This window comes from Streptomyces longisporus (assembly GCF_039532765.1).
GTDB lineage: Bacteria > Actinomycetota > Actinomycetes > Streptomycetales > Streptomycetaceae > Streptomyces > Streptomyces longisporus.
In genome coordinates, this window is record NZ_BAAASG010000005.1 from 251,733 (window position 1) to 271,100 (window position 19,368).

The 19,368-nt window shown below is 71.4% G+C and carries 17 protein-coding genes; 9 read left to right on the top strand and 8 right to left on the bottom strand.

Going from position 1 to position 19,368, the window contains the following annotated elements; genetic code table 11:
- The first annotated feature begins 109 nt into the window (after positions 1-109).
- The gene (locus tag ABD355_RS09415; RefSeq protein ID WP_344399688.1) at positions 110-1,513 is read left to right on the top strand and encodes a PAS domain-containing protein; all 1,404 of its coding nucleotides are present in this window, start codon (positions 110-112) and stop codon (positions 1,511-1,513) included.
- Between the two features lie 46 nt (positions 1,514-1,559).
- On the opposite strand, the gene ABD355_RS09420 is transcribed toward ABD355_RS09415, so the two are convergent.
- Positions 1,560-2,315, bottom strand: a complete 756-nt coding sequence (locus ABD355_RS09420) for an SIS domain-containing protein (protein ID WP_344399689.1) — start codon at positions 2,313-2,315, stop codon at positions 1,560-1,562.
- Between the two features lie 226 nt (positions 2,316-2,541).
- Between ABD355_RS09420 and ABD355_RS09425 the strand changes: the two genes are divergently transcribed.
- Both ABD355_RS09425 and ABD355_RS09430 read left to right on the top strand, forming a co-directional pair.
- Positions 2,542-3,234: an iron-dependent transcriptional repressor DtxR gene (locus ABD355_RS09425; RefSeq protein WP_030941023.1), complete on the top strand. Its 693-nt coding sequence runs from the start codon at positions 2,542-2,544 to the stop codon at positions 3,232-3,234.
- A gap of 556 nt (positions 3,235-3,790) precedes the next feature.
- On the top strand, positions 3,791-4,663 hold the full coding sequence (locus tag ABD355_RS09430; RefSeq protein ID WP_344399690.1) for an alpha/beta fold hydrolase: 873 nt from the start codon (positions 3,791-3,793) through the stop codon (positions 4,661-4,663).
- Between the two features lie 145 nt (positions 4,664-4,808).
- Here the strand turns inward: ABD355_RS09430 and ABD355_RS09435 are convergent, their stop codons facing one another.
- From ABD355_RS09435 to ABD355_RS09445, 3 genes are all read right to left on the bottom strand, one after another.
- A complete protein-coding gene (locus tag ABD355_RS09435) occupies positions 4,809-6,404 on the bottom strand; it encodes a transporter (RefSeq protein WP_344399691.1) in 1,596 nt (531 codons plus the stop codon).
- On the bottom strand, positions 6,401-7,192 hold the full coding sequence (locus ABD355_RS09440) for an ABC transporter ATP-binding protein (protein ID WP_344399692.1): 792 nt from the start codon (positions 7,190-7,192) through the stop codon (positions 6,401-6,403). The genes ABD355_RS09435 and ABD355_RS09440 overlap by 4 nt, the downstream gene beginning before the upstream one ends.
- Positions 7,193-7,276: 84 nt before the next feature.
- Positions 7,277-7,930: a bifunctional DNA primase/polymerase gene (locus ABD355_RS09445; protein WP_344399693.1), complete on the bottom strand. Its 654-nt coding sequence runs from the start codon at positions 7,928-7,930 to the stop codon at positions 7,277-7,279.
- A 265-nt stretch (positions 7,931-8,195) separates the two neighbouring features.
- On the opposite strand from ABD355_RS09445, the gene ABD355_RS09450 reads away from it, so the two are divergent.
- Positions 8,196-9,581, top strand: coding sequence for an NsdA family TPR-like regulatory protein (locus ABD355_RS09450; RefSeq protein ID WP_344399694.1), 1,386 nt, complete (start codon positions 8,196-8,198; stop codon positions 9,579-9,581).
- A 190-nt stretch (positions 9,582-9,771) separates the two neighbouring features.
- Entirely contained in the window at positions 9,772-11,412 is a 1,641-nt protein-coding gene (locus ABD355_RS09455) for a hypothetical protein (protein ID WP_344399696.1), read from the top strand.
- 22 nt (positions 11,413-11,434) lie between these two features.
- Here the strand turns inward: ABD355_RS09455 and ABD355_RS09460 are convergent, their stop codons facing one another.
- A complete protein-coding gene (locus tag ABD355_RS09460) occupies positions 11,435-12,742 on the bottom strand; it encodes an ABC transporter substrate-binding protein (protein WP_344399697.1) in 1,308 nt (435 codons plus the stop codon).
- Positions 12,743-12,859: 117 nt separating this feature from the next.
- On the opposite strand from ABD355_RS09460, the gene ABD355_RS09465 reads away from it, so the two are divergent.
- Together ABD355_RS09465 and purU are read left to right on the top strand one after the other, a co-directional pair.
- Entirely contained in the window at positions 12,860-13,360 is a 501-nt protein-coding gene (locus ABD355_RS09465) for an SCO4402 family protein (RefSeq protein ID WP_115907499.1), read from the top strand.
- Positions 13,361-13,407: 47 nt separating this feature from the next.
- On the top strand, positions 13,408-14,289 hold the full coding sequence (gene purU, locus ABD355_RS09470) for a formyltetrahydrofolate deformylase (RefSeq protein WP_344399698.1): 882 nt from the start codon (positions 13,408-13,410) through the stop codon (positions 14,287-14,289).
- Positions 14,290-14,401: 112 nt separating this feature from the next.
- On the opposite strand, the gene ABD355_RS09475 is transcribed toward purU, so the two are convergent.
- Both ABD355_RS09475 and ABD355_RS09480 read right to left on the bottom strand, forming a co-directional pair.
- The gene (locus tag ABD355_RS09475; protein WP_344399699.1) at positions 14,402-15,832 is read right to left on the bottom strand and encodes a maleylpyruvate isomerase N-terminal domain-containing protein; all 1,431 of its coding nucleotides are present in this window, start codon (positions 15,830-15,832) and stop codon (positions 14,402-14,404) included.
- Positions 15,829-16,410, bottom strand: a complete 582-nt coding sequence (locus ABD355_RS09480; protein ID WP_344399700.1) for a sigma-70 family RNA polymerase sigma factor — start codon at positions 16,408-16,410, stop codon at positions 15,829-15,831. The genes ABD355_RS09475 and ABD355_RS09480 overlap by 4 nt, the downstream gene beginning before the upstream one ends.
- A 305-nt stretch (positions 16,411-16,715) precedes the next feature.
- Between ABD355_RS09480 and ABD355_RS09485 the strand changes: the two genes are divergently transcribed.
- Both ABD355_RS09485 and ABD355_RS09490 read left to right on the top strand, forming a co-directional pair.
- Positions 16,716-17,096, top strand: coding sequence for an STAS domain-containing protein (locus tag ABD355_RS09485; protein ID WP_030940995.1), 381 nt, complete (start codon positions 16,716-16,718; stop codon positions 17,094-17,096).
- Positions 17,097-17,265: 169 nt separating this feature from the next.
- A complete protein-coding gene (locus tag ABD355_RS09490) occupies positions 17,266-17,778 on the top strand; it encodes an EF-hand domain-containing protein (RefSeq protein ID WP_344399701.1) in 513 nt (170 codons plus the stop codon).
- Here ABD355_RS09490 and ABD355_RS09495 read toward each other — a convergent pair.
- On the bottom strand, positions 17,762-19,306 hold the full coding sequence (locus ABD355_RS09495) for a class I adenylate-forming enzyme family protein (protein WP_344399702.1): 1,545 nt from the start codon (positions 19,304-19,306) through the stop codon (positions 17,762-17,764). The genes ABD355_RS09490 and ABD355_RS09495 overlap by 17 nt on opposite strands.
- Positions 19,307-19,368: the final 62 nt, after the last annotated feature.

Consider the following 19,368-nt stretch of genomic DNA (forward strand, 5'->3'; position numbering starts at 1 on the left):
CTTCAATCTTGGGGAACTCGGTGTGTGCTGCGTCACGTTCCAGTTAGATGATTGCGAGTGAGCGAACCGACGCGCCGTACGTGCGGACGCAGCTTGGCAGGGGGTCCAGGTGAGTGCTTCCCGGCGTAGTGGGACCACCGACGAGCTGGGGCCTGATGAGCCCGAGCGGGCCGGCCCGGTGGGTCCTGACGGCTCCGATCTGCTGGCCGCGCTGCTCGACGGGATGGATGCGGCGCTGTGTGCCTTCGACGCGGGCGGGGTCGTCACGCATTGGAATCGTGAGGCCGAGCGGATTCTGGGGTGGACCGCGGCCGAGGCGGTGGGCCGGCACGGGTTCGCGGGGTGGGCGGTGCGCCCTGCGGATGCCGAGGAGGTCGAGAGGCGGCTGATGTCCGCCATGGAGGCCCCGGGGCGGCAGGTGCACGAGTTCGCGCTGCTGACGAAGGACGGCGGGCGGGTGCTGGTGCGGACGCAGTCCGCGGCGGTGCGCGGGCCCGACGGCAAGCCCGCGGGGGTGTACTGCGCCTTCAGTGAGGTGCATACGCAGATCGATCTGGAGCGGTCGATCGCGTTGAGCGAGGCGTTGTTCGAGGACGCGAGCTGGGGTGTCGTGCTGGTCGATGCCGATCTGCGGCCCGCGGTGGTGAACGCTCATGCGGCGCGGGCGCTCGGGATCGGGCGTACGTCGGCGCTGGGACGGCCGCTGGGGGAGTTGCTCGCCCAGGGTGTGGAGGAGCTGGAGAGCGCGCTCACGCATGTGCTCGCGGAGGGTGCGCCGCCGGCGCCGGCCGAGATCTGGGTGAGTGTGCGGACGCCGGATGGCGATCAGCGGCGGTGCTGGCGCTGCGGCTTCGTGCGGCTGGCGTCGCCGCTCGCGGAGGAGCCGGTGCCGTTGGGTGTCGCGTGGCTCTTCCAGGACGTGACGGAGGGCAAGCAGGGCGAGCAGGAGGCGGCGCTGCTGCGGTTCAGGACCAATCAGCTGCATCGGGCGGCTCGGGCGGCAGCGGAGTGCGAGGACCCGGGTGAGGCGGCGACCGTGCATCTGGACTTTGCGCTGGCCGGGTTCGCCGATCATGCGCTGATCGACCGGGTGGCGGGCGGTGCGGTGGCCGACGGGGCGGCGGAGGGGCCCGTACGGCTGGTGCGGGTCGCCACCACGCCGTCGGGGGCGCCGGGGCCGAGTCTGCTGACCGGGCAGGCGGGGTTGCCGGTGCGGTACGGGCAGGGGCATCCGGCGTTGCAGTGCGTGGAGCGGGCGGGGTCCGTGCGGGTGAGCGTGGGGGCGGTGCCGGCGGAGCAGGCGCGGGAGTGGGCGCTGGCTCGGCAGTGGCCGGGGGATGCGGTGCATGCGTTGTGTGCGGTGCTGCGGAGCCGGGGGCGGACGTTGGGGGTCGTGACGTTTCTGCGGGGGAGTGGGCGGAGTCAGTTCGAGCGGGCGGACGCGGTGTACGCGGAGGATGTCGCCGTGCGGATCGCTGCGGCGCTGGATTTGGCGGGGGTCGTGGGGCGGTAGCGCAGCCCGGCGCCGAAACGGTGCGCCGGTTCCTACTGTCTGGTTCCTACTGCTGGTAGAAGATCCGGTCCCCGTACTCCCGCATCACCCGTGCGTTCCATTCGTGGCCGCCGTCCACGTTTCCCGAGCGCAGCAGGGGCGGTTCGATGCCGCGTTCGGCCAGGGTGCCTGCTGCTGTGGCCATGACGGCCTGGAGGATCGCGCTGGTGACGACCGTGGAGGCCGGGGCGAAGGGGGCCGGGACGGTGTCGAGGGTGAGGGTGGCGTCGCCGATGGGGATCTTGGAGTCGAGGACGAGGTCGCAGTGGTCGCGCAGATAGGTGCCGGAGCTGTGCCGGGACCGGGTCTCGGTCGCGTACGCCACTGAGGTCACGCCGATGACCTTCACGCCGAGCGCGCGGGCGTGGAGGGCCATTTCGACGGGGAGGGCGTTGCGGCCGGAGAGGGAGATGATCACCAGGGCGTCCCCGGCGCGGAGCGGCGAGGAGTCGAGGACGGCGGTCGCGAGGCCGTCGACGCGCTCCAGGGCGGAGCCCAGGGTGGCCGGCATCACGTCGACGCCGACGACGCCCGGTACGGCGAGCAGGTTCATCAGGGCGAGGCCGCCCGCGCGGTAGACGACGTCCTGGGCGGCGAGGGAGGAGTGACCGGCGCCGAAGGCGAAGAGGCGGCCGCCGTCCGTGATCGTGTCGGCGAGGAGGGTGCCGGCCGCCGTGATGGACTGTGCCTCCTCGTCCCGGACCCGTTGCAGGAGGTCGATCGCGGCGTCGAAGAACTGGTCGGCCAGTTTGCCGTCGCTCATGCGGGTCCTTCCGGGGCGGTGTGGGGTCCGGGCGCGGATGTGTCGCGGATCACCGTGCGGTCTGGACCAGTGCCGTGTCAATACGGGGGGTCGAGGGCCCGGTCGTAACGCCGTGGTTTCAGCGGCGAGGCACGGTTGTCAGTGGTATGCGTCAGAATTGAAGCCAGGGCCAGCGCACACGCCGGGAAGCTGTCGTGCTTCCGGCAGATCTCATCGAGGGGCACGTATGTCCGGACTGATCGACACCACGGAGATGTATCTCCGCACCATCCTCGAGCTGGAGGAGGAAGGTGTGGTCCCCATGCGCGCCCGGATCGCCGAGCGGCTGGACCAGAGCGGGCCGACCGTCAGCCAGACGGTGGCGCGGATGGAGCGGGACGGTCTCGTGTCCGTCGCGACGGACCGCCATCTGGAGTTGACGGACGAGGGCCGGCGGCTCGCCACGCGCGTGATGCGCAAGCACCGGCTCGCCGAGTGTCTGCTGGTCGATGTGATCGGCCTGGAGTGGGAGCAGGTGCACGCGGAGGCGTGTCGCTGGGAGCACGTGATGAGCGAGGCCGTGGAGCGGCGCGTGCTGGAGCTGCTGCGGCATCCCACCGAGTCGCCGTACGGCAACCCGATTCCGGGGCTGGAGGAGCTGGGCGAGAAGGACGGCGCGGACCCGTTCCTGGACGAGGGCATGGTGTCGCTGGCGGACCTCGACCCGGGCGCCGACGGCAAGACGGTCGTGGTGCGCCGTATCGGTGAGCCGATCCAGACGGATGCGCAGCTGATGTACACGCTGCGGCGGGCGGGTGTGCAGCCCGGTTCGGTGGTGAGTGTGACGGAGTCGGCGGGCGGTGTGCTGGTGGGCAGTGGTGGTGAGGCGGCCGAGCTGGAGGCGGATGTCGCCTCCCATGTGTTCGTCGCCAAGCGCTGAAGTCGTCAACTTCCGTTGTTCCAGGGGGGTTTGGGGCGCCCTGCGGGCTTGGCGTCGATCTCTTCGACGGTCGGGATCCGGTGCGTCGAAATCGCAGCGCTCGGACGTTTCGCGTGCGAGGCTGTCGCGTGAGGCATATGACCTGAGGGGGCCGGGAGGATGTGCCGCAGACGTGTGGAGGGCCCCGGCGCCGTGTGGCGCCGGGGCCTGTCCTCCCCTGTGCTGACCCGGAGCCCCGAGCTCTCAGGGTCATCCCCTTCGGACCGTTTTCCCCGAGCGGTCCGCCTCCCGCTGAAGATCTCCCCTCGGTGGCGGCGATCATTCCTCGGGCGAGGTCACTCGTACGAGGGGTGTTGCCCGCAGGCACCACATTTTCGAATACCCATTCGATAGCCTTCGGTGACAGGTCACGCGGAATGTGCGCTTCAGGAGTGAGCGCACGAGAACTGAGCTCACACGAACAGCCAGCTGCACGGCACGGCAGGACACGGTTCACAGGACCGGCCGGCTCGAGCGGGAGCGAGCGGTCCGAGCGGAGCTAGGGGGGTGCCAGACCATGGCGCGACGCATCGACGTGACGGGCGCGGGCGGCGTACGCCTCGCGGCCTGGGAGTTCGGCGACCCTCCCAAGGCCGACCCGGCGCAACCCGCGCCCGAGACCACCCCCGGGGTGCTGTTACTGCACGGCCTGATGGGCCGCGCCTCGCACTGGGCGTCCACCGCCCGCTGGCTCTCCGGGCGGCACCGTGCCGTCGCACTCGACCAGCGCGGCCACGGCCAGAGCGACAAGCCCCCACAGGCCTCCTTCACCCGTGAGGCGTACGTCGAGGACGCCGAGGCCGCGCTCGAACAGCTGGGCCTCGCCCCGGCCGTCCTCATCGGCCACGCCATGGGCGCGCTGACGGCCTGGCAGCTCGCCGCCAAGCGCCCCGAACTGGTGCGGGGTCTGATCATCTGCGACATGCGGGCCTCCGCACTGGGGGTCGCCTCGCAGCGGGAGTGGGCCGACTGGTTCAAGGCCTGGCCCGTCCCCTTCGCCACGCTCGCCGACGTACGCAAGTGGTTCGGCGAGGACGATCCGTGGGTGGAGCGACCGAATCCGGCACGCGGGGAGTTCTACGCGGAGGTGATGCACGAGTCGCCCGACGGCTGGCGGCCCGTCTTCGACTACGAGCAGATGCTGCGCTCCCGGGAGACCTGGGTGTACGACGCGCACTGGGAGGAGCTTGCGCAGGTGCGGTGTCCCGCACTTGTCGTGCGCGGGGTCGACGGGGAGTTGGGGCGGGCCGAGGCCCAGGAGATGGTGCGGGTGTTGCCTCTCGGCGAGTATGCGGAGGTGGCTGATGCGGGGCATCTTGTGCACTATGACCAGCCGGTGGCTTGGCGGGCGGCCGTCGAGCCGTTCCTCGACGCGGTGTTCACTGCGTGAGGCGGGGCGCCTCATGGCTCGGGGGTGCTGGTTGTTGGGCGGGTGCGGGTCGGTGGGGGCTTCGCGCCCACGCGGCGGAGCCGCAAATCGACACAGCCCCGCGCCCCTTTGGGGGCGCTCCATGCCCCGGTGTCAGAAAGATCCGTCAGCCTTTGCTCACCGCCGTGAGGATCTCCGGGAGGCGGGCTGCCGTGCGCGGGGCCGCCAGGCGTAGGCCTGCCAGGGTGATTCCCGCTCCGTACGCCGCGCCGACCGGGAGCAGTAGCCAGCCCCACCGGTCGCCGTCCTTGGCCACGTTTGCCCAGATCGTGGCGACGATGACGGGGGCGGACAGCAGGGCCGCGGAGACCATGCCGCCGAAGATGGAGATCCAGGCGAGGCCGGCCTGGCCGGGGGCCACGTTCTTGTAGCCCTCCTGGGGGATGGAGTACGGGAAACGGGCGGATGTCCACGCGCCGGTCGCCAGCATCGCGCCCAGCAGGGCGAAGGACAGGCCGAGCACCTCGGGCAGACGGGGCCAGTCGCCGAGCATCGCGGTGGTCAGGACGGTCACGAGGGTGGCGTACGGCAGGGTGATCACCAGTAGGGCGAGGGCCCGGCCACGCAGCTCGACGTAGGCGTCGTGCGTGGAGGAGATGGTCGTGGCGACCATCCAGAACGCGGAGGTGTCCTGGCCGAACTGGTTGTACATCTGGATGCCGAGCATCCCCGCGGCGAAGCACGCGAAGTAGATCGAGCCGGTGCCCTGCAGCGCGTTGAACACGGGCACGATCAGGCCGATGGCGAGCGAGGTCACCCAGGCCGCCTTGGTCTTGGGGTCGCGCCAGATGTAGCGCAGGCTGCGTTCCATGACCGTGCCGGTGCGGCCGGAGGGCAGCAGGCGGGCGAGGCCGCCGGTGGAACGTTCGCGGGCGGCGGGTTCGGCGGCCTGGAGGGTGGAGCCGTCGGGCGAGGTCATCAGCCGGGTCAGATGGCGTGACCAGACGGCGAGCAGCAGTGTCAACGCGGCGATGCTCAGGGCCAGTTGGAGGGCGGCGATGCCGTACGAGCCGTTGCTCACCGAGTCCACCGCGCCGACGGCCGACGCGGGCGGCACCCACTTCAGGACGTCCGCCACCGGGTCGAGTTGCGAGAGCCCGGAGGAACCCAGGTGCTGTGCCCCGAAGTTGACCAGCTGCGCCCCGATCGCGATGACCAGGCCGCTCAGCACCGCCAGGTCGCGGCCCTTGCGGCTGGTCAGCAGGCGGATGTTGGCGGCGGCGACGGCCCGCGCCAGGGCCACGCACACCAGCAGCCCGAGGACGACGGCGAGGACACCGACGGCGTACGCCGCGCCGCCGTGCGCGACCGCGATCACCGAACCGGCCAGCAGAAGCAGCGTGAACAGCGGTCCGATGCCCACCAGCGAGGCCGCCAGCAGCGCCCGCACCAGCGGCCGGGGCCGCAGCGGCAGCATCACAAGGCGCGTCGGGTCGAGCGTCTCGTCTCCGCTGGGGAAGAACAGCGGCATCACCGCCCAGCCCAGCGCCAGCACGGCCATCAGGAGCACGACCACGGACAGGGCGTGCCTGTTGCCGTGCAGCGCGATCAGCCCGAGCAGCTGCAGCGCCCCGAACAGCACCACCACGACGGCCGATACGACATAGGCGGCCCGCCGTCCGCCGGACTGCCTGAGCCCGTTGCGCAGCAGCGACAGCTTCAGCCGTACGAAGACGGGTGTGAGGTTGGCTTCGCCCGTCATCGCGCGCCGCCGCCCAGCCAGTCCAGGTTCGAGCCCGTGTCGCGGCCGCCCGCGCCGACGAGTTCGAGGAATGCCTGCTGCAGCGAAGCCGCCTCGCCGCGCACCTCGGCGAGCGTGCCGTGCGCGCGGATACGGCCGGCGGCCATCACGGCCACCCAGTCGCACAGCGACTCGACGAGTTCCATGACGTGGGAGGAGAAGACGACGGTGGCGCCCGAGGCCGTGTACCGCTCCAGGACCCCGCGGATGGTCTGGGCGGACACCGGGTCGACTCCCTCGAACGGCTCGTCGAGGAAGAGCACTTCGGGGTTGTGGAGCAGCGCGGCCGCGAGGCCGATCTTCTTGCGCATACCGGTCGAGTAGTCGACGACGAGTTTGTGCTGGGCGCCGGCCAGGTCGAGCACGTCGAGCAGCTGAGTGGCCCGCTTGTCGACCTCGGCCCCGGGCAGCCCGCGCAACCGCCCGCTGTACGCGAGCAGTTCACGCCCCGACAGCCGTTCGAAGAGCCGCAGCCCCTCCGGCAGCACCCCGATCCGCGCCTTCACCGCCACCGGATCCCGCCACACGTCGTGCCCGACGACCTCGACACTCCCCTGATCGGGCCGCAGCAACCCGGTCACCATGGAGAGGGTCGTGGTCTTTCCCGCTCCGTTCGGCCCCACGAGCCCGATGAACTTCCCGGCGGGCAACTCCAGATCAATCCCGGCAACGGCAACCTGCTGCCCGAACCGCTTCCACAGCCCTCGCACACGTACGGCCGCTGTACCAGCCACTGCTCCCGACGTCATACAAGAACCCTACGGTGCGACAGCCGCCCCTTCAGGGGCGCGGGGAACGGCGCGAGCAACCACACACAACCCGCAGTCGCGAAACTACCGATCCCGCCCACACGCATAGGCAAGCGGAGAGATCAGTTCCTCCGCATCCGGCAGCCACCGATTGGCGGGCGTGGGCCGACACGCCCACTGAACGGCCCCCCGCGACCCGTACCGCGTAGGCGGCGCGGCCACATACGCCCCCTCCCCGAGCGCAACGAGATCCAAGGACGAGGGCGACCAGCCCAACTTCCGCACCAGTTCGGGCATCTTCACCGCCGCTCCGGGCAGCACGAAGAAGTGCATCCGACGATCCGGCGTCAACGTCACAGGACCGAGCGTCAACTCCATGCGCTCCATGCGCGCCAGCGCGAGGAAGCCCGCGGTCTCGGCGACCTCGATCGCGTCGAACGTGCGCCCCGTCGGCAGCAGGATCGACGCCGTCGGATGCTTCTGCCACATCCGGCGGGCGACGGTCGCGCTGCCCGTCGCCAGCGCCTCCCAGTCGTCGTCCGCCGGATGCGCGCCGCGCGCGGCGCACGCGGGGTCGCCGCAGGAGCAGTGCCACACCCCGTCGACGGCTTCCAGCCAGGTGCCGGGGAAGACGTCCCAGTGGCGCTCCTCGGCGTAGCGGACGGCGGTCTCCTGCAGCGATTCCCCACGCTGCTTCGGAATCTGAGCGGCTTCGGGGCCGGCGATCGTCTCTTCCACGGTGAACTCAACTCCCGTACCTACCTGGAGTTACGGGGGTAGCGCGCGCGGGGGAGGAGCATTGATTCCGTATCTGGGGCGCATGGATGCACGTGTGGGGGCGCGCGGGAGGAACCTCGGCGTGAGCTGGGTAGCCACCGGTGGGGTCGGGTTCCGCCTTTACCCCGGCAATCCGCGCAAGCCTCGCATTTTAGGTCTGTCGGCGGGGCATTGATCTTCACGGCCGGATCTTTTCGCTTCAGGGGTTGTTCCCAGGGGGTACGCCATGGCCGCAAGGCCTCTCGTCGCGCGACAGCCGAACGAACGGTTGCAGGCGCTCATCCAGGAGGCGGGGTGCTCGAACGCCGGGCTCGCCCGCCGGGTCAACATGTGCGGCGCCGAGCACGGCCTCGACCTGCGCTACGACAAGACGTCCGTGGCCCGCTGGCTGCGCGGGCAGCAGCCGCGGGGCCGCGCCCCGGCGATCATCGCGGAGGCGCTGGGACGCAAGCTCGGCCGTACGGTCACGATCGACGAGATCGGCATGGCCAACGGCAAGAACCTCGCCTCGGGCGTGGGTCTCCAGTTCTCGCCGACGGTACTGGGGGCCATCGAGCAGGTCTGCGAGCTGTGGCGCAGTGACGTGGGGCGCCGGGACTTCCTGTCGGGTTCGTCCGTCGCCGCCTCCGCGCTGGTCGAGCCGAGTCGCGACTGGCTGATCTCCTCGCCCGACTCGCAGGTGTCGCGCTCGGCGGGGCCGCGGGTGGGGCAGTCCGACGTGGCGGCCGTGCGCGCGATGACGCAGGCGCTGGTGGATCTGGACCATCAGTACGGCAGCGGGCATGTGCGCCCGGTCGTGGTCCACTACCTCAACAGCGTCGTCTCGGGGCTGCTGGCGGGGTCGTACCGGGAGGCCGTCGGCCGTGATCTGTTCGCCGCGGTGGCCCGGCTGACCGAGCTCGCGGGCTACATGGCCGTCGACACCGGGCAGCCGGGCCTTGCCCAGCGCTACTACATCCAGGCGCTGAGGCTCGCGCAGGCCGCCGGGGACCGCGGCTACGGCGGGTATGTCCTCGCCGCCTCCATGAGCCACCTCGCGGCGCAGCTCGGAAACCCGCGTGAGATCGCGCAGTTGGCGCGGGCGGCGCAGGAGGGGGCGCGTGGGCGCGTGACACCGCGCGCGGAGGCGATGTTCTATGCGGCGGAGGCGCGCGGGCATGCGTTGATGGGCGATGCGCGGGCGGCCCAGGTGGCGTCCGGGCGGGCGGTCACGGCGCTGGAGTCCGCCGATTCCGCCTCCGGGGACGACCCGGCGTGGATCGGGCACTTCGACGAGGCGTACCTCGCCGACGAGTTGGCGCACTGCCACCGGGACCTCGGACAGGCCGAGGCGGCGGCGCGGCGCGCGCAGGAGTCGCTGGCCGGGCTCCCCGAGACCAAGGCGCGCAGGCGGGCCATCGGGTATGTGCTGCTGGCCACCGCGCAGGTGCAGCAGCGGGAGATCGAGCAGGCCTGCAACACGGGGCTGAAGGCCGTGGAGCTCCTCGAGTCCCTGCGCTCCAACCGGGGCGCCGAGTACCTGGAGGACTTCCAGCAGCGGCTGGACCCGTACCGGGACGAGCCGGTGGTGCGGGAGTTCGGGGCCCGGCTCGACCTGCAGGCGGCTGCGTGAACCTGCGGACAACGGCCGGTTGCCGTGCGGGGTCGGCCGGAGCGGGTGACAGATACAGCGGTCTGTAGAGCGGTTTTGTTACTGCTGTCACAGGGAAGGAGGTTGCGCCCTGAGCTGCGTGGCACCCGGCTCGGGGGACCCGGTAGCGTGAGCCGACGATTCCGAAGGTCCCCCATTCGTAGGAGTCCCGGTGACGCAGAGTGGACAGGGCGAGGAGCCCTCGCCGCGCGAAGCGCGCGAAGGCATCGTGCTGCCCTCCGACGGCGGCGAGCCCCTGCTGCCGGGCATGCTGGGCGCCCAGGCCCCGACCGGCCCGCAGCCCGGCCCCTACGGCGGACCGCCTGCCGGCCACTCCGCCGGTCAGCAGTCAGGCCCGTACAACGGCCCCCAGGCGGGTGCCCACGGCGGTCAGCAGCCATGCCCGTACGGCGCGCAGGCCCCGGGTGCGGCCCCGCCCGGCGGCCAGGCCTGGGGCACGCCGTGGGGCCCCGAACAGCAGCAGGGCCAGACCCCGCCGCCGGGCCAGGGCTGGCCGACACCGCCGGCCCCGGCGTGGGGGGCACCCGACCAGCAGCAGTCGCCGCCCCCGGACCAGTGGGGGGCGCACGCGTCCGGGCCGCTGCCCCCCGAGGGCACCCCGGCCCCGTCGTACGGCGGGCAGCCCGCGATACCGCAGCCCCCGGCGAACGCACCCCTGCCGCCCGCCGCGCCGGGCGCGTATGGTGCCTCGGCTTCGGGCGCCGCGCCGCTGCCTCCCGCCGTCCCCGGTGGTGCTCCGCTTCCGCCCGCTGTGGATGAGGGCGCCACGCAGTACATACCGCCCGTTGCCGCTGCTTCCCATGCCGAAGGGGCGACGCAGTACATTCCGCCCGTTGCACCGGGGGCGTTGCCGCCCGAGGTGGGTGGGGGCGGTTCGGTGTCCGAGGCGACGCAGTTCCTCGGGCATGCGCCGCATGCGGCCGGGCCCGACTCGCAGGCCACCCAGTACATACCGCCGGTCACCGGGCAGGCGCCGTACGGCATGCCGCCGGGCGGGGACCGGCAGCCGCCCGCCGAGTTCGACAACCTGTTCCGCAGCGGACCCGGTGCCGAGAGCCCCGCCCAGGCCACGCAGCAGATGCCGCGCTTCCAGCAGCCGCCCCCACAGGTCCCACAGCCCCCGCAGGGCGCGTACTCCCCGCCCGGTGACGGCGGCGGTCGGAGCCGCTCACGGGTGCCGCTCATCGCCGCGATCGGTGTCGGCATCGTCGTGCTCGGCGTCGGCGCCGGCGCGCTGCTCAACGGCGGGGGCGGGGGTGGTGGCGGCAAGGACAAGAACCAGACCGTCTCCGCCACGGCCCCGGCGACCGACGGCTCCGCCTCGTCGGCCGGCGATGCGGCGAAGCAGCAGGCCGTAGCCCTGGACAAGCTGCTCGCCGACAGCGGTGGCAGCCGGGCCTCGGTGATCCGGGCGGTGGACAGTGTGAAGGGGTGCAAGGACCTCGGCCAGGCCGCCTCCGACCTGCGGGACGCGGCCAAGCAGCGCGCCGAGCTGGTCACCCGGCTGTCCGGCCTGTCCGTGGACAAGCTCCCGAACCACGCCGCGCTGACCGCCGCGCTCACCAGGGCCTGGCAGGCGTCCGCGGCGGCCGACAACCACTACGCGGCCTGGGCCGACCAGGTCGGCGGCAAGAAGGGCTGCAAGAAGGGCCAGGCCCGTCCCACCGGCCAGACCGCGGCCGGCAACCGCGAGAGCGGCACCGCCAGCCAGCAGAAGGTCAAGGCGGCCCAGCTGTGGAACGCCATCGCGACGACGTACGGCCTGAGCCTGCGCCAGCCGACCCAGCTGTGACGTGAAAGCGCGGACGTGGGCCTCAGTTCACGTCCGCGCTCTGCAGTGTCTTCGTCACGTCCACGAACCCCTTGTTCGCCGCCACGAGTTGACCCTGGCGCACGACCTGGAGCGTCACGTCGGCGTTGACCATGCGGGAGAAGCCGATGCTGGCCAGCGGGCCCTCGGAGGACCACTGCAGGGTCGGCGTCAGTCCGCCCGTGTCGACCTTCAGCCCGTCGTCGAGGGCCTTGCGCACCGTGTCGGCGGAGACATCGCCACTGCCCAACGACGCGACGACGGACCGGAACACCGTGTACGCGATCCAGGTCGTCTGCACCCCGGTGTCCGAGGCGTCGATGCGGTTGTCGCCGAAGGCCTGCTCCTGGATCACCTTCTTCATGGCGTCCCAGCGCGGATCGCTCGACACCGGGTACCAGCCGGTGACGTAGGACCCCTCGTACGGCCCCGACTGTCCGCCGGACTCGTTGATCACCGTCTGGTCGACGCTGTCGAGCGTGGCGGCGGTCTTCACCGCGGGATAGTCCTCGCGGTCGCGCCGGAAGGAGTCCATGAAGGTGTCGGTGCGGTCCCCGAGCGCGGGGATCACGCACCCGCCCTTCGCCGGGGTGCCGGTCGTGGCCGTCAGCGCCTGCCGCGAGGGGCCCGAGTACTCGGTGGTGTCGTCCGCCGCCCGCTGGTCGATCGCGGGGCGGTGCCCGCCCGCCTTCAGTCCGGAGTCGAGCATGGCGGGCAGTTCGTCGCCCGCGATGCTGTCGGGCCGTACGAGCGCCACCGGGCCGCAGCCGCCGGCGAGTTCCCTGCCGAGGCCGGCCAGCAGGGCGGGCTGACCGCCGTTGACCGGGTAGGACATAGGGCTGGTGAACTCGGCGGTCGTGACACCGTAGCCGCCGATGTAGGGGATGCCGGCGCCCTCCAGCTCGGGGAGGTAGGAGTCGCCGTACTGGCTGTAGGAGCCGACGACCGCGACGACGTTCTCCTTGACGGCGAGGCGGGCGCACTTCGCGGCGGCCACGCTGTCGTTGTGCTCGTTGCAGGTCAGGACCTTCAGCTTGCGGCCGTTGATGCCGCCCTGGGCGTTGATCCAGCGGGCGTAGGCCTGCGCGAAGGCCGGCATGCCGGGTTTGTTGGTCGCGCTGGTGTCGGAAGGGGCCCAGGTCATGACGGTGATCGGGGTATCCCCGGAACCCCCCGTGGTACCGGGGATGACCCCACAACCGGTGACGAGCGAGGCACAGGCGACCAGCGCCCCCGCCGAGAGGGCGGTGACTCTGAGATGCCGGGTGCGGGTGGGGAGGAAGGTGCTGCGATTGCGTCGCCTGCCGGTCATGGGCACACACGCTTCCGCCACATCGCCAACCCGGGGGTGACCTTCGGTTATCGACCGGTGACGGCGAGGTGAATTACGGGGGCCGGTGGGACGCCCGAGCGGGAGAACGTACGATCGATGACCGTGCAAGGTTCGGAGAACTCTTCCCGTCGCGGCCGTCGCTCCTCCACCATGGGCGGCATGCCACTGAACGACATGCCGTGGTGGCGCTGGCGCAGCAATGTGCGCTCCGCGCTGCACATGCTCTCCGACCCGGCGTTCCAGCAGAACGTCTGGCTGGCCGGCGTCGACGGATACGGGGACGTGACCGACGCCGTGTACCGCCTCGTCGAGGACACCTGGCTGGACAACTGGTCCGCCGAGAAATACGTCGGCACGATCTTCCGGGACTCCCAGGAGGCGGCCCTCGTCGACACCGCCGTGCTGCGGGTGCTGCGGATCATGCACCAGGTCGGGCCCGACGCGCCGGTCTCCGCATACGTCGAGAACCAGGCCTGGCCGGAAGCCGTCAGGGCGGCCCGGGACGCGCATGTGCGGATGGCGACAGCCGACGGCGAGGACCCGGACGCGCCGCCGCGCACGCTCGAGGTGCTGCGGATCATGACCAGGTCCGCGTAGCGGACTCCGGTCCGGACCGGGGGCCCGTTTATGGGACCCTGTCCTGCATGAACGAGCAGTCCACCCGAGCCGCGGCGCTCGACGACCAGTACGTCCTCACGCTCTCCTGCCCCGACAAGCGGGGCATCGTGCACGCCGTGTCGAGCTATCTCTTCATGACCGGCTGCAACATCGAGGACAGCCAGCAGTTCGGCGACCACGACACGGGTCTGTTCTTCATGCGCGTCCACTTCTCGGCCGAGGAGCCGGTGACGGTGGACAAGCTGCGGGCGAGCTTCGCGGCGATCGGTGACTCCTTCCACATGGACTGGCAGATCAACCGGGCCGACGCGAAGATGCGCATCGTCCTCATGGTCAGCAAGTTCGGGCACTGCCTGAACGACCTGCTGTTCCGGACGCGGATCGGGGCGCTGCCGGTGGAGATCGCGGCGGTGGTGTCCAACCACACGGAGTTCGCCGAGCTGGTCGGCTCGTACAACGTTCCTTTCCACCACATTCCGGTGACGAAGGACACCAAGGCGGAGGCCGAGGCGCGGCTGCTGGAGATCGTCCGCGAGGAGGGGGTCGAGCTGGTGGTGCTCGCCCGCTATATGCAGGTGCTCTCCGACGATCTGTGCAAGGAGCTCAGCGGGCGGATCATCAATATCCACCATTCCTTCCTGCCGAGCTTCAAGGGTGCGAAGCCGTATCACCAGGCTCATGCCAGGGGTGTGAAGTTGATCGGCGCGACGGCGCATTACGTGACCGCGGATCTTGATGAGGGGCCGATCATCGAGCAGGAGGTCGAGCGGGTGGGGCATGACGTCACGCCGGATCAGCTCGTCGCGATCGGGCGGGACGTGGAGTGCCAGGCGCTGGCGCGGGCCGTGAAGTGGCATGCCGAGCGGCGGATTCTGCTCAACGGGCGTCGGACGGTCGTGTTCGCCTAGGAGCACGGGGGCTTCTGCCGTCGGGCGAGTGCGGGATCGTCGTGGCTGATCGCGCAGTTCCCCGCGCCCCTTCAGGGCGCACCCGCAGCCGCCGACGAAACCGCACCGCCCCCTACATCCGGCTCAAACTCGCCGCCGCGAACAACACATCCCTGATCGCCTCCCGGTCCCCGACCTGCCCCACCGCTGCCTCCGCCGGAGGCACATGGCCTGCTGCCAGGCGGCAGAACTCCGCGCCGTCCAGGGCCACATGGGCCACCTCGTGCGCGGCGGAGCCGACCGCCGCGGGGGAGTCGAGGGGGATCAGCCACTCGCCGCCGCCCATCCCTTCGATCTCCAGCCGCAGGCTGCGGCCCGGCTCGCCCGCCGGGACCAGGTGCCGGTGGTGGGGAGGCGAGGCCAGGCCGGCCCGGCGGCGGGTCGCGAGTACGTCCGGCAGGACCCGCGCCGCGAGGTCGATCATGCGGTTCATATGGCGTGGGGCGGGCGGCTCGTACGGGTAGTCGACGGCCTCGGCGATGTCCTCGGCGTGCACCCAGCACTCGAAGGCCCGGTCCACCATCGCGTCCCGCAGCGGCAGCTCGAAGTCACCGTAGGAGACGGTCGGCCGGGCCGGCCCCGAGTCGCTGATGAAGGACGCCGTGCGGACGAGGTCATGGGTCTGCTCGCGCCAGGGGGCCCGTACGGAACGGCCCGGCGGGAAGTGCGAGGTGCGCCAGTACGCCTCGGTGCGGGCCCGGGGTGTGGAGCCCGCCTCGGCGACGTCGCCGAGCGGGTCGTCCATGCCGAGGGCGACCGCGACCAGCCCGTCGACCGACAGCAGATGGGCGATGACCCCGGCGACCGTCGTACGACGGGTCATCGGGCCCTCCGCCTCGAACCAGCGCAGCCGCACCGGCCTGTGCCACTCGGCGTCCCCGATGTCCTGCAGCAGCGCGTCGAGCCGGGCGGCCTCCGCGTCGTACGGAGCCGCCCATCCGGGCACCGGGATGCGGGGCGGGCGCCGGTCGAGGCAGCCGTCCAGGACGCGGGTGCGCAGGCCCGGGTCCAGGTCGAGGCTCTCCGGCTGGTGCAGCAGGCCGACCGCCTCGCGCAGCCGCAGCGCCTCGTCGGCGCAGGAGCCGCAGTCGCCCAGGTGCTCCTCGACGGCCGCCGTCTCTTCCGCCGAGCAGGCGGCCAGCGCCCAGGCGCCGAGGAGCGACTTCAGGACGCGGTGCTCCAGGACCGGCGGGGCGGGCCGCTGCGCTGTCTCGTCCAGGTCCTCCAGGGCGGGCAGCGGCCGTCCGCCGTCCTCGACGGAGGCGCGGGGCATCGGTATGCGGGGTGGCCGGCCGGAATCCTGGGAGATGTCGTCACCGTTGTCGTGCGTGGGTCCGCCCGGGATGCCGTACCCCTCCTGCCGCTCGCCCTTGTCCTGTTCGTCGTGTTTGCCGCTCTTGTCCTCGAAGTGGCCCTTGTCCGCGGGGCCGTTCGTGCCGCCCGGGTCGTCCTCGCCGTCGAATCCTCCGGGATCGAAGCGGTCCGCGCTGCCTGCGTCGTTCACACGGCACCCCCGTAACCGGGCGGTGCGCCGGGTGCGCCGACGTCGTGGGCGGTGGCCAGGAGCTGCAGGCCCAGGCGGAGCCGGCGGCGGGCCTCGTCCTCGGTGACGCCGAGGTCGGCGGCGGTCTGGCGGTAGTCGCGGCGCTGGAAGTAGGCCAGATCCAGGGCGGCGCGCAGCGGGGCGGGCATGGACGTGACGATGTAGTCGGCGCGGGCGGCGACCGAGGCGCGGCGCACCTTGCGCTCCAGGTCCTCGGTGGAGCCGCCGGAGCCCTGGGCCAGGGCGGCGGTCTCGGTGGTGCGCAGCCGCTGCACGGCGAGGCGGTGGGTCAGCGTGGCGACCCAGGAACGCAGCGGACCCTGCTGGGGGTCGTAGGCCTCGGGGTGTTCCCAGACGTGCGCGAAGACGTCACGCGTGATGCCGTCGGCCGCGCGCTCGTCCCCGAGGACGCGGTGGGCCAGGCCGTGCACGAGGGAGGCGAACCGGTCGTAGAGTTCGCCGAGGGCGGCCGCCTCACCGCGTGCAAGTCGCTGCTGCATCTTGCGGTCCCAGCGGGGCGGTGCGTCCTTCTTCGTCATACGGCCCCCTCACCCCTGCCCGTTCGTCGGCCCGGCCTGCGTCCATCGTCTCCTCGAATGTAGTCGGCACCTACGACAGTGCACGTCGCTTTGTCGCAATGTGTGCAGCCTGCGTTCTGTGCCTGCCTACCCGCTCGACCTCCGATCAGACCTGATCGAACAGGATCGAAGTCGATTAAAACAAGCCTCTTCCGATCGGTTCCCGTTTCTTGCGTCGTGTTTCAGGGAACGGCCGCTGGGCAGCCGCGCTGCAAGGAAGCGTAGGAACGGCTTCCGTTTTGCGGGGACTCCGGCGAGCGAAGGGCATGGTGGTGGCGTTCTATGTGACCGGTGGCGAGCAGGGCGACTGGACCGTGCTCCGTGTGTCGGGCGAGCTGGACCTGGTGACGTCGCCGGTGCTGCGTCAGCGGGTGCACGACGTGGTGGCCGACGGCCGCCACGGCCTCGTCCTCGACCTCTCCGAGGTCTTCTTCTGCGACTCCAGCGGCGTCGGGGTGCTCATCGCCGCCCGCCGCCTCATCCGCTCCTGCCAGGGCACGCTGCGCCTGATACTCCCGGCGCAGGGTGCGGTCGAGGGCTCACACGTCAACCGCGTCCTGGGCGCTCTGGGCGTGCGCCGATTGTTCGACGTGTACGCCGACGTGGCGTCGGCGGTCGCGGAAGAGGCCGATCCGCTTTCGGCCTGACCTGGGCCGAAGCCGTGCAGGGGGTCGTAGCTCAGCTCCATGTGCCACACAGTTGTCCCGAAATTCCCCCGGTCTTGGCACAAGCGCCGCTTTCCCGCGCCCGGACGGTCTCCCGCGTCGTACGCTCCGACGAGATGCACCCGAGATGACGTAAGGCGGCCCGAAAGACATGGTCAGCAGCGAGTACGAGCGCAGGATCGCCGCCCGGTTCGCCACCTTCGACCAGGACGGCAACGGCTTCATCGACCGCGAGGACTTCAGCGCAGCGGCCAAGGCGCTGCTCGCCGAGTTCGCCGTCGCGGCCCGCTCCGACAAGGGCCAGGCCCTGTACGGCGGAGCCGAGGCGTTCTGGCAGGGCATGGCCGGCATGGCGGACCGGGACGGCGACCAGCGCATCGACCGCGAGGAGTTCGTGAACGGCGCGGTCAAGCGCCTGCGCGACAACCCCGAGCGGTTCGCCGAGATCGCCCGCCCCTTCCTGCACGCGGCCCTCGACCTCGCCGACACCGACGGCGACGGGGCCGCCACCGTCGAGGACACCGCGCGCGTGCTGCGGATCCTGGGTGTCGAAGAGGGCATCGCCCACAGTGTGGCCGCCGCGCTCGACACCGACGGCGACGGCAAGGTCGGCGAGGCGGAGATCGTCCCGGCGTTCGCCCGCTACTTCACCGTCCCCGAGTAGCGTCCTGCCGCGGGTCGGCGTCCCGTCCGTAGCGCTCGCGCAGCCGGTACTTGAGCACCTTGCGCAGCGTCTCGTTGCGCGGAAGGGCGTCCACCACCTCCAGCTGCTCCGGCAGCTTGTGCACCGACAGCCCTTCCGCGCGCAGGTACGACGTCACCAAGTCCAGGGTCAACTCCGCGGCGCCTTCGGGCTGTGCCCCCACCTCGATCACCGCGCACACGCGCTCCCCGCGCTCCGCGTCCGGCAGTCCGATCACCGCCACGTCCCCGACCGCCGGGTGGGCGGCCAGCAGGTCCTCGATCTCCTTCGCCGAGATGTTCTCGCCCTTGCGGATGATCACGTCCTTGAGCCGCCCGGTGAGGACGAGATGCCCGCTGTCCGTCACGAACCCCAGGTCACCGGTGCGCAGAAACCCCTCCCCGTCGAAGGCCTCCGCCGTCTGCGCCGGATCCAGATAGCCCTGGCACACGGCCTCCCCGCGCAGCCGCACCTCCCCGTCCACGATCCGTATCTCCATCCCCTCCGGCGGCCGCCCCTCCGTCGTCGCGAGGTTCTCCGCGGTGTCGTCCGGCGCCCCCATGGTGATCATCGGCACCTCGGTCATGCCGTACCCGTGGGTGAGCTGCACCCCCATCTCCCGTACGACGCAGTGGTACACCTCCGGCGGCTTCGGCGCCCCGCCGCCCGCGAGCAGCCGGAGCGAGGGAATGACCTTCCGGCCGGGCTGCTTGCGCTGCTCGGCCAGGAACATCGAGTAGAACGCCGTCGACCCGCCCGCCACCGTCACCCCGTGCCTGCGGTACTCCTCCAGCGCGTCCGGCAGGGCGAACTGCTCGAACATCACCGCCGGGAAGCCGTACAGCAGCAGCATCACCGTGTAGTCCGGCCCGGCGATATGGGCGTACGGGAAGGCCATCGAGCCCACGTCGTCCGCCGAGAGCCGCAGCGCGTGCGCGAGACAGGAGCCGCCCGCTATCAGCGAACGGTCCGTGTGCAGCACGCCCTTCGGGTCGGAGGTCGTCCCCGAGGTCCAGTAGATCCAGCGCACGGAGGTGCCGTCGCGGGGCGGCGGGGGCAGTACCCGCGGATCTCCGTCCGGCAGCACGTCGTACGCCTCGAAGACCCCCTTCGCGCCGAGCCGCCGCGCCATCCCGGTGTGGTCGAAGCCCCGCCACTCACCGGGTACGGCGAAGAACTCGGCCCTCGACTCCCGCAGCGCGAAGCCGACCTCGCGGTCCCGGTAGAACGGGATGACCGGAGTCTGTACGGCACCCAGGCGGGCCAGCGCGAAGGACAGCAGGGCGGTCTCGATCCGGGTGGGCAGCTGCCAGGCGACCACCGTGCCGGGACGTACGCCCATGTCGTACAGACCGGCCGCGACGCGCTCGGCACGCGCGCGTAGCTCGCCGAAGCTCAGCGAGCGGTCGTCCTGGAGGAGAACCGGCCGGTCGGGGGTGAGATCGGCGCGGCGGGCGAGCAGGTCCCAGAGGGTGCGGGATGCGCTCAGTGCGTGGGCGGTGTCGTTCACGGCGGCCCCCTCGTGGAGCTGACACGGAGCTGATGCCGAACTGACGGGCAGTCAGATCGTGC

What these genes read in the sequence shown, in the direction of transcription:
- ABD355_RS09430 (WP_344399690.1), top strand. Translation starts at nt 3,791, where the DNA reads ATGGCGCGACGCATCGACGTGACGGGCGCGGGCGGCGTACGCCTCGCG.
- ABD355_RS09490 (WP_344399701.1), top strand. Translation starts at nt 17,266, where the DNA reads ATGGTCAGCAGCGAGTACGAGCGCAGGATCGCCGCCCGGTTCGCCACC.
- ABD355_RS09450 (WP_344399694.1), top strand. Translation starts at nt 8,196, where the DNA reads ATGGCCGCAAGGCCTCTCGTCGCGCGACAGCCGAACGAACGGTTGCAG.
- ABD355_RS09435 (WP_344399691.1), bottom strand. Translation starts at nt 6,404, where the DNA reads ATGACGGGCGAAGCCAACCTCACACCCGTCTTCGTACGGCTGAAGCTG.
- ABD355_RS09480 (WP_344399700.1), bottom strand. Translation starts at nt 16,410, where the DNA reads ATGACGAAGAAGGACGCACCGCCCCGCTGGGACCGCAAGATGCAGCAG.
- ABD355_RS09485 (WP_030940995.1), top strand. Translation starts at nt 16,716, where the DNA reads ATGGTGGTGGCGTTCTATGTGACCGGTGGCGAGCAGGGCGACTGGACC.
- purU (WP_344399698.1), top strand. Translation starts at nt 13,408, where the DNA reads ATGAACGAGCAGTCCACCCGAGCCGCGGCGCTCGACGACCAGTACGTC.
- ABD355_RS09425 (WP_030941023.1), top strand. Translation starts at nt 2,542, where the DNA reads ATGTCCGGACTGATCGACACCACGGAGATGTATCTCCGCACCATCCTC.
- ABD355_RS09465 (WP_115907499.1), top strand. Translation starts at nt 12,860, where the DNA reads ATGACCGTGCAAGGTTCGGAGAACTCTTCCCGTCGCGGCCGTCGCTCC.
- ABD355_RS09460 (WP_344399697.1), bottom strand. Translation starts at nt 12,742, where the DNA reads ATGACCGGCAGGCGACGCAATCGCAGCACCTTCCTCCCCACCCGCACC.
- ABD355_RS09440 (WP_344399692.1), bottom strand. Translation starts at nt 7,192, where the DNA reads ATGACGTCGGGAGCAGTGGCTGGTACAGCGGCCGTACGTGTGCGAGGG.
- ABD355_RS09420 (WP_344399689.1), bottom strand. Translation starts at nt 2,315, where the DNA reads ATGAGCGACGGCAAACTGGCCGACCAGTTCTTCGACGCCGCGATCGAC.